Source organism: Paenibacillus terrigena DSM 21567, assembly GCF_000374845.1.
GTDB classification, from domain to species: Bacteria; Bacillota; Bacilli; order Paenibacillales; family Paenibacillaceae; genus Paenibacillus_K; species Paenibacillus_K terrigena.
The window spans coordinates 350,508-365,000 of sequence record NZ_KB895415.1 but is presented as its reverse complement, the minus strand read 5'-3'; the positions used below and the strand labels follow the sequence as shown (position 1 = coordinate 365,000).

Here is a 14,493-nt window from a genome sequence, read left to right as displayed (position 1 = left end):
AACAAATTGAGGCATTGTGCCGTCTGTAATGTTGCAAGAGAGGAGGATCCTAGTAGTGGTAGAGCAACAACTCATTCGAGCTGCTCAGTCGGGCGATCGCGACGCACTCATAACTCTATTGCGCAATATTGAAACCCATGTATACCGGACAGCCTATTATATTCTAAATAATGAGCAGGATGCTATGGACGCTTCTCAGGAGGCATTAATCCGTATCTATACGAAAATTAACTCTTATGAAGAGAAAGCTCAGTTCAAGACTTGGGTGCAACGCATTGTAACGAATATTTGTATTGATAAATTTCGACGCACAAAGCCATCGGTCTCTATTGAGGAACATGAACTCGTGTTCAGGGGGGACGACAATGTGGAACGTGAGGTTCTGTCTACATATGTCGCCAAGGACATTCAAGAGGCGATCGAAAAGCTTCCAGAACACCATCGTGCGGTCGTCGTACTGAGGTATTTACAAGATTTCTCCTACAATGAAATTGCAGATTCACTTAACTTGCCTTTGAATACGGTGAAATCGTATTTATTTAGGGCAAGACAACAATTGCAAAGCTTACTTCAAGATTATCAGAAGGGTGGTGTTCGATGATGAATTGTCCAGAGGTGATGGAATTAATGAATAGATATTTGGATGCCGATCTTAACGAGTTGGAATCCGCTCACCTGATGGAGCATCTGAAGCAATGTTCGGATTGTTCCGAAATGTTCGAACGCCTTAGACACCTATCTGCTGAACTCGAGAATATGCCGAAAGTCATGCCGAAATATAGCCTTGTCGATGCCATTATGCCACAGCTCGATCAAATCGATCGAGAGCGTGAACTGCCTGAGAAATCGCCACAGAAGGTTGTCCCGATGAAGCCGCGTTTCTGGGAACGTCTCTCCTTCCGATCCATTGGCGGTGTGGTTGCGGCTGGTATCATCGTAGGTCTATTCATGGTCACATACAAACCGGACACCGCTCAACAAGCAGATATGGAATTAATGAGTTCGCAAGAATCAGCAGCAGCGGATCAGAAGGTTGAGATGCAGATCGATGCTTCGTCTCCTTCAACCAGTCAACCTAAGGCGGGATCAGCCGATCAAGCCGTCTCACAAGATGTTGTGACAGGTACGGAAAAAAAGGATGCGGAGAAGCCGGATGCTCGGTCTGCAGATACTGCTCCGAAGGAAGAACCGACAGTTGCGGGTACCAAATCAGGGGCGACGGGTGACGCGGCCAAAGCTCACCAAGGCAATACCGATTCAAGCGGCGGTACGTCTTCCAACCAGGGGACTGCTGATTCGAAGTCCGTTGTGGGATCCAAATCAGGCAATGATAGTTCTAAAGTTGGTGCTCTGCCGAACCCAGTGCCCCCAACGAAACAAGAACAAGATCAACAGGGTACGGACGGTGACTCGCAGCGCAACGTTGGGGGTACATCCAGCGATGCGACCCTTGAGGACGGACAGCCCGTGACAGTTGAGATTGGATCTGGTGAACCTCGCAGCTTGAAATCCGATGCTGGGGATAAGGGTGGAAATAACCTCTTATCGTTGGTCGAGTATGATACGGCGAATCCAGATTCTCGAGCGGAAGTGGCGACATCGAACGGAGCATATCGAGCTGTATTTGAGAAGAATAAGTTCATGATCTACAATGCCAAGGATAAAGAGGTATATCATCAGAAGCTTACGAATGGTGTGTTCTCGAATCCATTATGGGCAGAGGATAACAAAACGTTAACCTATACGTTCACCCCGCGTAAAGCGGATGGACAAATGGGTGAGGAACAAGTGATCCAAGTGAAAGTGAAAGCGAAAGATAAAGAAAAACAACAAGAAAAACAACAAGAAAAAGGCAAAAAGTCTAAATCATGATTTTTATTTCAAACGTACGCACACATTGTTGCGGCCGTCGTATACTATACAAACATGAAGTCAGCGGCGCCCCTTGCGTCGTATGACCGTTCGCTAAGGAGAACCGGACTTCTTCGCGAATGTTTATATAGATGCTGTGGGACAGAGGGATTATGCTGGAGGTTCAGCGTAATCTCTTTGTTGTTGTGTCTAGTTGGTGGTCATCCCCTTTGCGGGGGGTGGCCTTTTTTGTTAGTATAGAATTTATAAGTTTTCGTGTGGGGTTATTTCTAGAGGGGGAACAAGCTTGGATGCCAAAACAGCAATAAGAGATATTCATAAAGGAAACATTCAGCCGGTCTATGTCTGCTACGGGACCGAAAAATATAGAATGGAAGAGTTCGTTCAGACGCTTACGAATAAGTTGATCGAAGAAGAGCATCGAGATTTCGCGCTAAGCAAATATGATCTTGGTGAGGTGCCGATCGATACGGTCATCGATGAAGCGCAAACACTGCCTTTCCTTGTCCCGCGCAAATTGATTGTGGTCCGCGATCCTTCTATATTCATGGCTGGCGGCAAAGAGTCCGGTAAAATTGAGCATCGCGTCGAGAATTTGATGTCTTATTTGAATAGTCCTGCCGAATACAGTGTCATTGTATTTATGATTCAAGGCGAGAAACTGGATGAACGGAAGAAAGTTGTGAAGGCGATCAAGGACAAGGGGGCCGTTATCTCATTCGTGCCTTTAAGCGCTGAGGAACTGCTGAAATGGGTGGAGAAGGAAGCGGAGAAGAATGGAAGCCGAATGGCACCTCAGGTCGCTGATGTGCTCGTAAATCATGCTGGTACACACCTGCAGACGTTAGTAGCCGAGATTCGCAAGCTGAGCCTCTACGTCGGTACTGGTGGAACGATCGAAGCGCAGGTCGTGAAGGAACTGGTCGTGCGGAACACAGAGCAGAACATATTCGCTTTAATCGAGGAGATTGCTAACCTTCGTGTGGATCGCGCGTTATCGATCCTCTATGATCTGCTGAAGCAGCGGGAAGAACCGATTAAGATTATTGCGCTAATCGCCAGACAATTCCGCATCATGTTACAAGTGAAGGAATTGACGAGACAAAGCTATTCGCAGCAGCAGATTGCATCCCAGGTAGGGCTTCATCCATACGCCGTCAAATTAGCGAGTGAGCAGGCACGGAAGTTCGATGCGCAGCGGCTTGCTGCGATATTATCCAGTATTGCGGAATTGGATTATGAGATTAAGACGGGCCGAAGAGATAAGGTACTTGGATTAGAGCTATTCCTTCTGCGGCTTGCAGCATCTTGATAACATACAAAAAAGTCCTTGAGAATAAATTCTCGAGGACTTTTTTCTTCGCTTCCTTACGCTTGTGCGGAAAGGGCGTTTAATTTTTTCGCTAAGCGAGATTTCTTACGAGCTGCTGCATTTTTATGGATTAAGCCTTTAGTTACAGCTTTGTCCAGCTTTTTGGAAGCAACTTGAATTGCACTTTTAGCAGCTTCAACTTCGTTACCTGCTACAGCTACATCAGCAGCTTTAACAGCTGTACGAAGAGCGGATTTTTGAGAAGCGTTAAGTAAACGACGTTTTTCGTTTGTTTTTACACGTTTAACAGCGGATTTAATGTTTGGCATTGCATTCACCTCCTGTAAGGCATCACTACCTACAATAACTAGAATCCAAAAGAGATTCCACAACTTAAAATATTCTATCATGCAGGTTATTAAAAATCAAGGAAAGAATCCTGACATGTCTTACAGCGGGTTGAATAATCAATGGCTGCAACTCGCACACTAGGAGAAAATACCTGATGAGGAGAATATCGATGAACGATAAATTAGACTTGCAGCAATACTCTGTGCGAACGGATCTGGCGTTAGAATCTAAGGAAATGGCGACGGCCATTCATGGATCTCAAATTCCTGGCGTACTCGAACAAATTGATGAGGATCGCGGGATCAAAGTAACGCGAATCGATGTCGAGAGCGAAGCGGGTTCTAGAGCGCTTGGTCGTGTTCAAGGCCACTATATTACGCTCGAAGTACCGGAACTTCGCAACAAAGACACCGATCTGCAGGATCGTGTCGCGACGAAATTTGCCCAAGAGTTCGCTGCCTTCTTGACGAAATTAGGAATCAAGGAAATGGATAGAGTGCTGATTGTCGGTCTGGGCAACTGGAATGTCACGCCGGACTCCCTTGGTCCGCTCGTCGTCGAGAACACGATGATTACGCGGCACTATTTTGAATTAACCCCCGATCAAATAAGCCCTGGATATCGGCCGGTAAGTGCGGTTGCTCCGGGCGTACTCGGAATTACAGGGATTGAATCGAGTGAAATCGTCCAAGGGATTATCGATAAAATCAAACCGGATCTGGTGATTGCGATCGATGCTCTTGCCTCCAAAGCGCTTGAACGCGTAAACACGACGATTCAGATTGCAGACATCGGGATCCATCCGGGGTCCGGGATCGGTAATAAACGTAGAGGATTAACAAAAGAAATTCTGGGCATCCCGTGCATTGCAATTGGCGTACCGACTGTCTGTTATGCTTCCACCATCGTGAATAATGCCATTGAGATGATGCGTGCGCATTTCCAGCAAGAGACGAACAAGACGAAGGAAATCATGGGTATGCTCGACGATATCCCAGAGAACGACCGGTTGATGCTCGTGAAAGAAGTATTGCAGCCGCTCGGCCACGATCTGATCGTAACGCCGAAAGAAATCGATGAGTTCATCGAGGATATCGCGAACATTATCGCAAGTGGGCTCAACGCAGCGCTGCACAAAGCGGTAGATAAGGACAACGTCGGGGCCTATACACATTAAGCCCCCCACTCCCCTTCCCTCCTCTTCCCTCCAAAATCGAATCCACCGATTGCAAAAGGGGAGAAGTATATGTTGAAAGCCTTTGAAATGAATATGAAAGGGGAAGGGGGCATCTCACGTAGGAGTTTACGTCCGTTCTTTGGTAGCCATTTGCATCCTTTTGTCCAATCAAAAGCAAATGGCGGACAAGATGCGGGTGGAGTGAGATGCCCCTTCTCCTCTCCCCCGCCTTCAAAATCGAACTCCCACGATTGTAAAAGCAGAGAATTGCTGAGATAGAAATAGGATGATCAAATTAGGGAAGGGGTGTCTCACGTAGGAGTTTACGTCCGCTCTTTGGAAGCCATTTGCAACCTTCTATCCAATCAATAGCAAATGGCGGACAAGAAGCGGCTGGAGTGAGATACCCCTCCTTCTATCAACTCATCCTATCTCTATTTTTGCCCTCTCTACTTTTTCAAACCTATGGATTCGATTTTGGTTCTACTTGCTAGATTCTCCTCATAGTCTTAATTATCGCTAGATTTACAGGAGGAGATACGATGAAGACCACGACATTCCAGACGATACATATTCCTAAATTAAAGCGGCGGATGATGCAGATGCTCGTCACGGGCAGAACCTTTGCGGTCCTAACCATTTGCTCAATGCTCTTTTTTATATTGCTAGGACTCGGGACGATGCTGCATAAGCAGGTCAATACGTCGCCAACGACTTCTATGAAGGGATTTGCTGCTGCGGTTTCAAGTCACTTTTTTCTGGATATGATAGGAATGGAGATCCCTCATATGAAAAACACATCAGAGGAGCCGATTCTATCAAAGCAGAAGATCGGTGCATTTCTTTTCCAGATGCTCACGAATGTGAATCCGATGGACCCGAAGAGCATGCTATCGCATGAGATGCCAGGACTTGGCCGAGATGATGCCGTTCCACTTCGTATCGGGATTGGAAATGACACCATGACAGGACCGGAAGATTATCATGATGCAGCGTTACCGAAGGATGAGGTGCATCCGAATGATTTGCCTACGCCTACTGTGGACATTCCGAAGAAGGACGTGCCTGCAATCCCGGAGAAAGTTCCGGCGAAGGATACCGATATCGGCAAGAGTGCGAATGATCCGAAGCAAGCAGCTTCAGGGAAGAAAGTCGTATTTATCTATCACTCTCACAATCGCGAATCTTGGAATCCCGTCTTAGGAGAGACAGTCAAAGAACCTTCATCTGCGAAAAAGAATATTACACTCGTCGGTGAACGATTGGCGAATACACTCGAAAAACTCGGCGTCGGTGCTATGCATTCTTCGACAGACTATATGACGACGATGAAATCATACAGTTGGAATTATTCCTATAAATACTCCCGTGCAACGGTGAAAGAAGCGATGGCACAGAATCAAGAACTGCAATATTTCTTCGATATCCATCGTGACTCACAGAAACGAGAGAAGACAACGGTGAAAATCAATGGCAAAGATTATGCGCAAGTCTTCTTCATTATTGGTCATGGGAACAAAAATTGGCGTCAAAACGAAGCTTTTGCCAGCAAAATTCACGATAAGCTCGAGAAGGATTATCCCGGCATTTCCAGGGGGGTATGGGGAAAAACTTCAGCTAACGGCAATGGAGAGTACAATCAATCCCTCTCCCCGAACAGCTTCCTGATTGAGGTTGGCGGTGTAGATAACACACTTGAAGAGAGCTACCGCACGGCAGATGTACTCGCACAGCTTATTGCGGATACGTATCGAAATGCAGAGAAAGTGAATGCCCCTGCGAGCGGTCACTCGGGGGCAAAGGTTAAATAGAGGAATAAAGGGAGGCGTTCTCAATGTCCATTTTTCAACGGAGAGTCTTTGTTATGGTTGCTATGGTCGCGGTCGGGGTGATGCTCGGTCTGAATCTTGCTTCATCGGGAATAGAACGGATTCAAGGTCCGGCCGAACTTCAGAATAATCCACCGGCTTGGACGGTCCAGCAGCCGCTCGATACGACAGAACAGGCAGAAGAGAATGCTGCTCAGGAACGGGTTACGGATAAGAAGGAACGTGCCATCCAGCAGACGATCGTCAAAGACGGCGTTCTAGATGGGAAACATACGCCGCAGCAGGACGCTTCGGCGATCAGTAACCGGAATGAACCAGCAGTAGATCGATTAGCCAGCACCACGGGCGGAGTACTTGAGTCCGTGTCACACAAAGGAATTGAATGGGTTGTCTCGTTATTTAGCTCGATTACCAGTTGAGGATTTACCCCCCACCATTGAAGGGTTTTCACACAACTGCTATAATGAGTAAATTGAAAACATTTTGGCTTCGTAGTGGGGGTAAGGAATGACGGACATTCGGGCAAGACAAGAGAAAATTAGAAACTTTAGCATTATCGCACATATCGACCACGGGAAATCAACCCTGGCGGATCGAATCTTGGAATATACAGGCGCGTTGTCGCAACGCGAAATGCAAGCCCAGGTTCTCGACCAAATGGATCTAGAACGTGAGCGCGGTATTACCATTAAGCTACAAGCTGTACGTTTATCCTACAAAGCGGATGACGGCGAGACTTATTTGCTGAATCTGATCGATACACCGGGACACGTCGACTTTACGTACGAAGTATCGCGCAGTTTGGCAGCGTGTGAAGGCGCGTTACTAGTCGTTGATGCGGCGCAAGGGATTGAAGCTCAGACTTTAGCGAACGTGTACTTGGCACTTGATAACAACCTTGAAATCTTGCCGGTCATTAATAAAATTGACTTGCCAAGCGCAGATCCAGATCGGGTCAAAGAAGAGATCGAAGAAGTAATTGGCCTGGATGCAAGTGAAGCGGTACATGCTTCTGCGAAGGCAGGAATCGGGATTAAAGAAATTCTGGAGCAAGTGGTAGCGAAGGTCCCAGCGCCTACAGGAGACCCGGATCAACCGTTAAAAGCATTGATATTCGACTCTCATTATGATGCGTATAAAGGTGTTATCGTCTATGTTCGGGTTATTGACGGCTCCATTCGTGCAGGCTCCAAGATCAAGTTCATGGCGACGGACAAGACCTTCGAAGTGATTGAGGTTGGTGCATTCATGCCTCGCATGGGTATCGTAGATGAGCTTGCCGTGGGTGATGTAGGCTTTATCGTAGCAGGAATTAAGAACGTGAAGGATACACGTGTCGGGGATACGGTTACAGATGCGAAGAACCCGACACTTGAGCCATTGCCAGGTTACCGTCGTATTAACCCGATGGTATATTGCGGTCTGTATCCGATCGAGTCCTCTGATTATACAGATTTGCGTGAGGCACTTGAGAAGCTTGAGCTGAACGATGCATCGCTTCGCTTCGAGCCAGAGACATCGAGTGCGCTTGGCTTCGGGTTCCGCTGCGGATTTTTGGGCCTTCTGCACATGGAGATCATTCAGGAGCGGATTGAGCGTGAATTTAATATTCCGCTTATTACGACGGCTCCGAGCGTTATCTATCGCGTAACATTGACGAATGGGGATGTCATGAATATCGATAACCCATCCAACTATCCAGAAGTCGGTCGGATTGATTTCGTGGAAGAGCCATACGTCAAAGCGGCGATTATCGTACCGAATGACTATGTTGGTGCGATTATGGAGCTATGTCAGGGTAAACGCGGCGAATTCGTAAATATGGAATATCTCGATTCGAACCGTGTTACGATTACGTATGATATGCCACTGGCTGAGATCGTCTACGATTTCTTTGATCAATTGAAATCAAGTACGAAAGGGTATGCTTCCTTCGACTATGAAGTTTCTGGCTACCGCAAATCGAACCTCGTGAAGATGGATATTATGTTGAATAGTGAACAAGTGGATGCTTTGTCCTTCATCGTTCACAGAGACCGTGCTTATAATCGCGGACGTATCATTTGTGAGAAATTGCGCGAGTTGATTCCAAGACAAATGTTCGAGGTACCTATTCAAGCTTCTGTAGGAACCAAGATTGTTGCCCGTGAGACGGTTAAAGCGATGCGTAAGAACGTCCTTGCTAAATGTTATGGGGGCGATATCTCACGTAAACGGAAATTGCTCGACAAACAAAAAGAAGGTAAGAAACGGATGAAGCAGGTCGGTAGCGTTGAAGTGCCGCAAGAAGCGTTCATGGCCGTTCTTCGAATCGACGAATAGATCGTAAGGATCAAGGGGAGCCTCGTGCTTCCCTTTTTGCAAGTTCAAATGAATGCCATGAAATGAAAGGAAGGTGAATCCACATGACAACGATTCCCTCAGCAGAGGTACAGCTCGCTGCACCTAAAGCTTTATATATCCACATTCCTTTTTGTACCAATAAATGTTTCTATTGTGATTTCAATTCTTATGTGCTCAAAGGCCAGCCGGTTATGGAGTACTTAGAGGCTATGGAAGCGGAGATGGCGCTTACGACCGAGATGCAGCCTCCCGATGTGATCGAGACGATCTTCGTGGGGGGCGGAACGCCGACGGTATTAACACCTGAGCAGATGGCGTATTTTCTAGCGTCGGTTCATCGGGCATTTCCAAGCATGCATCCGAATCTCGAGTTCTCCATGGAAGCAAACCCAGGTACGACCGATTTGGAGAAGCTGCGCGTCATGCATGCTGGAGGGGTCAATCGGATCAGCTTCGGCGTGCAATCGTTCAACAACCAGCTTTTATCGGAGATTGGCCGTATTCATAATACAGATGATGTCTATCGCAGTATTGAGAATGCACGTGCGGCGGGATTTGATAATATGTCGATCGATTTGATGTTCGGACTGCCGAATCAGACGCTTGAAATGCTGGATGACAGCATCACGAAGGCGCTCGCATTGGACCTTCCTCATTATTCGATCTATAGCTTGAAAGTGGAAGAGAACACGCTGTTCCATACGATGTATCAGAAGAATCAGCTGCCGCTTCCAGATGAGGATATCGAGCTTGAGATGTATCTTCTCTTAATGAAGCGAATGAAAGAAGCGGGCTATGAGCAGTATGAGATTAGCAATTTCGCGAAACCGGGTAAGGCAAGTCGGCATAACATGAAATATTGGCTGAATGAGAGTTATTACGGCATAGGCGCAGGTGCGCACGGGTATGTCAACCGTCAGCGTCATGTGAATATTAAAGGCGTCCAAGCCTATAATGATGCATCGCACAAAGGTCTTCTGAGACTTGACCAATTTGCTGTCAATGCGAATGAAGCGATGGAAGATTTCATGATGGTGGGACTTCGTATGATGCAGGGCGTTACACGTACACACTTCACCGAGCAGTTTGGCGTTGATCTGGATGACGTGTATGCGCCTCAGTTGAACAAGCTGCTTCAAGCTGGATTGATCGAAGCGACAACGGATGGTTATAAGCTAAGTGACCGTGGTGTACTATTCGGAAATGATGTGTTTGCAGAGTTTATTGAAAGCTAAATCATAAGGTTCGTTTTCTAATATAAAATATGGAATTTTCCTTCTTGCGTATTTATACCTCCTGATGTATATTTATTCTTATCAGAATTTGACAGGATATTAAATACATCCAGGATGTCGTAAGGGGGAGAACGCGATGCCTGCGGTTTGCAGAAAAGCGACTACAGAAGATATAGAAACATTGTACGAATTGATCAAAGGTTATGCAGAGAAAGGAATCATGCTGCCGCGCACGCGTGAGATACTGGTGGATCAGCTGGAATGGTTCATCGTTGCAGAGCTTGAAGGAGATATTGTGGGTTGCGGATCCCTTTGCAGGCTTGGTCAAGATTTAGTTGAAATTCGATCCCTCGGGATATCCGATGGTCACAAAGGTCAAGGTATCGGCTCGAAGATGGTCGATTATCTTATAGAGGAAGCAAGACGGCTAGACATTCCGAAAGTCATGGCACTCACATATGAAGTGAATTTCTTTCAGAAGAACGGATTTGAAGTGGTACAGAAAGAAATCTTCCCGGAGAAGGTCTGGAAAGATTGCATCCATTGCAAGAAGCTTCATTGCTGTGATGAGATTGCCGTACTCAAAATGTTGGGCTAAATATGCCATGGATTGTATGGATATGCATCACAGATTGAATAACCAAAAGTTGAAGCTCGGTGACCGTACCTCCATTTCGGAGCGCGGCTGCCGAGCTTTTGTTGTGCTATTGCAACGTTTGACAAAATTCAACATTTGCACTTAAAATACTACGAGACAAATTATGGAATCTATGAAAGGTGTTGGATGAAGTGCACGTGATAAAGACTGCGCAGAATACAAGCAACTTGGCCACTTCGAAAGGAGGGGGGCATGATGGAATATTCGCCTGAGACATTATCTCCTCAAGGCAAGAATCGCAGCTACAAGCGACTCCTTTGGATTGGTGTAGCAGTATTGATCGTGCTTGGCATCTTCGGTAATCTTTCGCACCGCAAACAGGAAGCCGAGCAGCAGGACAAGCGTTTTCAGTCTACCATTGTAGAACTGATGGCCGAAATGACGCATGGGACGATGATTACGCCTCGCACATTTACGGAGAAGGAATACGGCAAGTACCATGAAGTATTGAAGGGGTTTCAAACGTACGCTACAGAGATGTCAGTCGCTGTCATGGCGAATAATAAGTGGATGGAAGAAGCGGTGCCGGACGGATTTTTCACGGAGAAGCTGTTGAAGGATGCGATAGGCTTAGCGGAATACAATGCGCTTGTCGATACGTATGAAATGCGGATGACTGTTTTTTTTACCCTCCGAAATGAGGCTAGGGACAAACTGCTCGCATCTGTACAATACGGGTCCGAGCTGTCTGAGCAGGAGAAGGATGCGTTTATCAAACAATTCATGGTTTCGTATAAACAGGGGGCGAAGAAAACCGAAGAGGGGACGCGTGAATTGATGTCTCACCTCCGTGCTGTTCACGCGCTGCTGCAGCAGGCTGAAGGGCATTATGGCATCGTAGAGGGTGAAATTCAATTTGAAGAGCAGTCTATGGTTGATCAATTTCAGGACCATATGGACCGCATCAATGCATTTTCCGAATCGTATGAATCAAATTTGAACCAAGCACTGGAACAGCTGTCGAAGTAGTTGGCTTAAAATTAATAAACGGGCGCGGGCTCGCGCGATAAAGATGCTGAACTGACTTGACAATCATCTTGTCAGTTTGGTATTTTTGTATTAACGTTTAGCACTCGTTCGAGAGGAGTGCTAACGAGATCGGATTCATCGATAACGGGAGGGGTTAGCATGTTAACGGAGCGTCAACGAATGATATTGAATGCGATTGTAGATGATTATATTCGTTCTGCCGAGCCCGTTGGATCCCGCAGTATTTCGAAACGCGGGGAAGTCACATATAGTCCTGCGACGATTCGTAACGAAATGTCTGACTTGGAAGAGCTTGGATTTCTGGAACAACCTCATACGTCGGCGGGGCGGATTCCATCTCACAAGGGTTATCGCTATTATGTTGATCATCTTATACAGTTTGGTACATTGCAGCCGTATGATTCGATGCAGATGAAGCATTTTTTCGCGGAGAAGTTAACGGCTACGGAGCAAGTCATCCAGCATGCCGCCACGATTCTGGCGAATATGACGAATTATACATCGATTGTCTTAGGGCCAGAAATGTTCAACACATCGCTTCGGCATTTTCAATTGCTGCCGCTTACGGAGACGACTGCGGTCGCGATCATCGTGACGAACACAGGGCATGTGGAGAATAAAACGGTGACCTTACCGGAAGGTGTATCGCCATCCGAATTGGAACAAATGGTTCATCTGCTGAACCACAAATTAGCGGGTGTGCCTCTATATAAATTAAAATCGCAGCTATTCAGTGAGGTTGGCGACGAGATGAAGCGTCATGTCAATCATTATGAAGAGCTCATGGGCATTGTTGAGAATGTGCTTGAAGGGGAATCTGAGAATCGTGTCTTCTTGAGCGGCGCAACGAATATGTTGACGCAGCCGGAATTCAAGGATGTCGATAAAGTGAAGACGATTCTGGATTTGCTCGATGAGACGCCGACGCTTCTGAAGATGATTTCTTCAGCGCAGAACGGTATTCAGGTACGAATTGGCACCGAGAATAATCATCAGGCGATTAATAATTGCAGTCTCATTACAGCAACCTATTCGATTGAAGGGCAAGCCGTAGGGACGATTGGAATTCTTGGTCCAACGCGAATGGAATACGGAAAAGTCATTGGATTATTGGATTTCTTAAGCAAGAACTTAACCCCTGTGCTTGAGCGTTGGTATAAATAAGACGTAACTCGCGTGGGTACGACTAGAGAGGATCTGTGAAGCATGACGCAAGGCAATTCAAATCTGCTAGAAGGCGATGAACGTCATGCGACGCTCATCAATAATGCGAATGCGATTCGTGCGATATGCTCATCAGTTGAAGGGACGCTCGGTCCGAAAGGACTGGATGCGATGCTGGTTAGTCCGCAAGGAGAAGTCATTATTACGAATGACGGCGTCACGATCCTGGAGAAGATGGATGTGACGCATCCTGCGGCGAAGCTGCTCATCCAAGTGGCCCGCTCACAGCAGCGGGTTGTCGGTGATGGTACCACAACGGCTACGGTGCTCGCGGGAGCGCTTGTGCAAGAAGGTGTTGCTCAAGTGCTTCGGGGCGTACCAGCTTCGAAGGTTGTTACGGGGATGCAGCAAGGGATCGCCTGGGTGAAGCAGGCGCTGGAGCAGCGTGCAATTCGGATTACAGGGATCGACGATCCATTGCTTCGTCAGACAGCGTTCATCGCAGGGCGCGAGCATCATGACATCGTAGACTTCGTGATGGAAGCTGCTGCCCGTGTAGGGATGGAACGATTGCTCGATCAAGATTATAGCTTGTCGGAATCCGTATTTGCGCATGAGAAGGCAACCAGCGAAGTATGGCATGGACTACTACTAAGGCAGCAGCCGATTTATCGGCATGGGTCCGTTGAACGCAGGCATGCGCGGATTTTGGTCCTGCAAGATGCACTGGAGCCTGAACAGCTCGATGAAGAGCTGCTCACGACAGAAGCTGGATTCGGGCAATACATGGAGCATCGTGCTCGATTCATGCAGCAGCTCGAATGCTTATCAAGATTGGATGTCGCCCTGATCGTATTGGAGCGAGGGATCCATCCGGATGCCGAACAATTCTGTGCGGACCATAATATGATGGTGGTGCAGCGCGTAAGCCGGGAAGAAATTCGTCGGATTTGCAAGTCTACAGGGTCCATTCCGATCAAACGTGCCGCATTACATAAGCAGGAGGAGCAGTTGAAGCAGGTCCTTGGCTACTCCGAGCTTGTCCAATATGACGAGCGGCTCGAACGTGTCCGTGTGGCTTGTGAATCGACTGTCTCCATTATTATTGGTGCGAGTACGGCTGAAGTCGTCGGGGAACGTGCGAGGATCGCTGCAGATGCGGCTTCGGCCGTACAGACTGCAGTCCGAGGCGGGATTCTTCCGGGTGGAGGGACGACAGAGCTTGCCATCTCTTATGAACTGGGACGATTCCGGGAATCCTTGAGAGGGATGGAATCCTTCGGCGTTGTCGCCGTAGCTGCGGCACTGCATAAACCGATGTCACAGATCATTCAGAATGCAGGATTTAATCCATTAGAGAAGATCGAGCAAGCAAGATCCGCACAGCAGGAATACGGAACAGATGCGATGGGGATGGATTGCGATACAGGGGCATTTATTGATTATATCCAGCAAGGCATTATTGATCCTGCGAATGTCAAAATACATGCTATTCATGCGGCGGGCGAGGTTGCGGCTGCGATTCTAAGAATCCATACCGTAATCAAAATGCGCTAGTCTAT

At 47.2% G+C, this 14,493-nt stretch carries 13 protein-coding genes; 12 read left to right on the top strand and 1 reads right to left on the bottom strand.

Features of this window, described 5'->3' with window-relative positions:
* The first annotated feature begins 55 nt into the window (after positions 1-55).
* The 3 genes from C558_RS0113310 to holA all read left to right on the top strand — a co-directional run bounded on the left by C558_RS0113310 (position 56) and on the right by holA (position 3,184).
* Positions 56-601 carry an RNA polymerase sigma factor gene (locus tag C558_RS0113310; RefSeq protein WP_018756776.1) on the top strand — a complete coding sequence of 182 codons (546 nt, stop codon included), beginning with the start codon at positions 56-58 and terminating at the stop codon, positions 599-601.
* Positions 598-1,872 (top strand): zf-HC2 domain-containing protein, encoded by a 1,275-nt coding sequence (locus C558_RS0113305; RefSeq protein ID WP_018756775.1) that lies wholly within the window; start codon positions 598-600, stop codon positions 1,870-1,872. Before C558_RS0113310 ends, C558_RS0113305 begins: the two co-directional genes overlap by 4 nt.
* Before the next feature lie 286 nt (positions 1,873-2,158).
* Positions 2,159-3,184, top strand: a complete 1,026-nt coding sequence (gene holA / locus C558_RS0113295) for a DNA polymerase III subunit delta (protein ID WP_018756773.1) — start codon at positions 2,159-2,161, stop codon at positions 3,182-3,184.
* A 56-nt stretch (positions 3,185-3,240) separates the two neighbouring features.
* Here the strand turns inward: holA and rpsT are convergent, their stop codons facing one another.
* Positions 3,241-3,513: a 30S ribosomal protein S20 gene (rpsT, locus tag C558_RS0113290; protein ID WP_018756772.1), complete on the bottom strand. Its 273-nt coding sequence runs from the start codon at positions 3,511-3,513 to the stop codon at positions 3,241-3,243.
* Positions 3,514-3,704: 191 nt separating this feature from the next.
* On the opposite strand from rpsT, the gene gpr reads away from it, so the two are divergent.
* From gpr to C558_RS0113245, 9 genes are all read left to right on the top strand, one after another.
* Entirely contained in the window at positions 3,705-4,712 is a 1,008-nt protein-coding gene (gene gpr / locus C558_RS0113285; RefSeq protein WP_018756771.1) for a GPR endopeptidase, read from the top strand.
* Positions 4,713-5,254: 542 nt separating this feature from the next.
* Positions 5,255-6,523 carry a stage II sporulation protein P gene (spoIIP, locus tag C558_RS0113280; RefSeq protein ID WP_018756770.1) on the top strand — a complete coding sequence of 423 codons (1,269 nt, stop codon included), beginning with the start codon at positions 5,255-5,257 and terminating at the stop codon, positions 6,521-6,523.
* 23 nt (positions 6,524-6,546) lie between these two features.
* Entirely contained in the window at positions 6,547-6,960 is a 414-nt protein-coding gene (locus tag C558_RS0113275) for a DUF3679 domain-containing protein (protein WP_018756769.1), read from the top strand.
* Between the two features lie 88 nt (positions 6,961-7,048).
* The gene (lepA, locus tag C558_RS0113270) at positions 7,049-8,863 is read left to right on the top strand and encodes a translation elongation factor 4 (RefSeq protein WP_018756768.1); all 1,815 of its coding nucleotides are present in this window, start codon (positions 7,049-7,051) and stop codon (positions 8,861-8,863) included.
* 83 nt (positions 8,864-8,946) lie between these two features.
* The gene (gene hemW, locus C558_RS0113265; protein ID WP_018756767.1) at positions 8,947-10,119 is read left to right on the top strand and encodes a radical SAM family heme chaperone HemW; all 1,173 of its coding nucleotides are present in this window, start codon (positions 8,947-8,949) and stop codon (positions 10,117-10,119) included.
* Between the two features lie 136 nt (positions 10,120-10,255).
* On the top strand, positions 10,256-10,717 hold the full coding sequence (locus C558_RS0113260; RefSeq protein ID WP_018756766.1) for an N-acetyltransferase: 462 nt from the start codon (positions 10,256-10,258) through the stop codon (positions 10,715-10,717).
* A gap of 252 nt (positions 10,718-10,969) precedes the next feature.
* Positions 10,970-11,746: a hypothetical protein gene (locus C558_RS0113255; RefSeq protein ID WP_156826099.1), complete on the top strand. Its 777-nt coding sequence runs from the start codon at positions 10,970-10,972 to the stop codon at positions 11,744-11,746.
* 159 nt (positions 11,747-11,905) lie between these two features.
* Entirely contained in the window at positions 11,906-12,931 is a 1,026-nt protein-coding gene (gene hrcA, locus C558_RS0113250) for a heat-inducible transcriptional repressor HrcA (RefSeq protein WP_018756764.1), read from the top strand.
* A gap of 42 nt (positions 12,932-12,973) precedes the next feature.
* Entirely contained in the window at positions 12,974-14,488 is a 1,515-nt protein-coding gene (locus tag C558_RS0113245) for a TCP-1/cpn60 chaperonin family protein (protein WP_018756763.1), read from the top strand.
* Positions 14,489-14,493 lie beyond the last annotated feature (5 nt).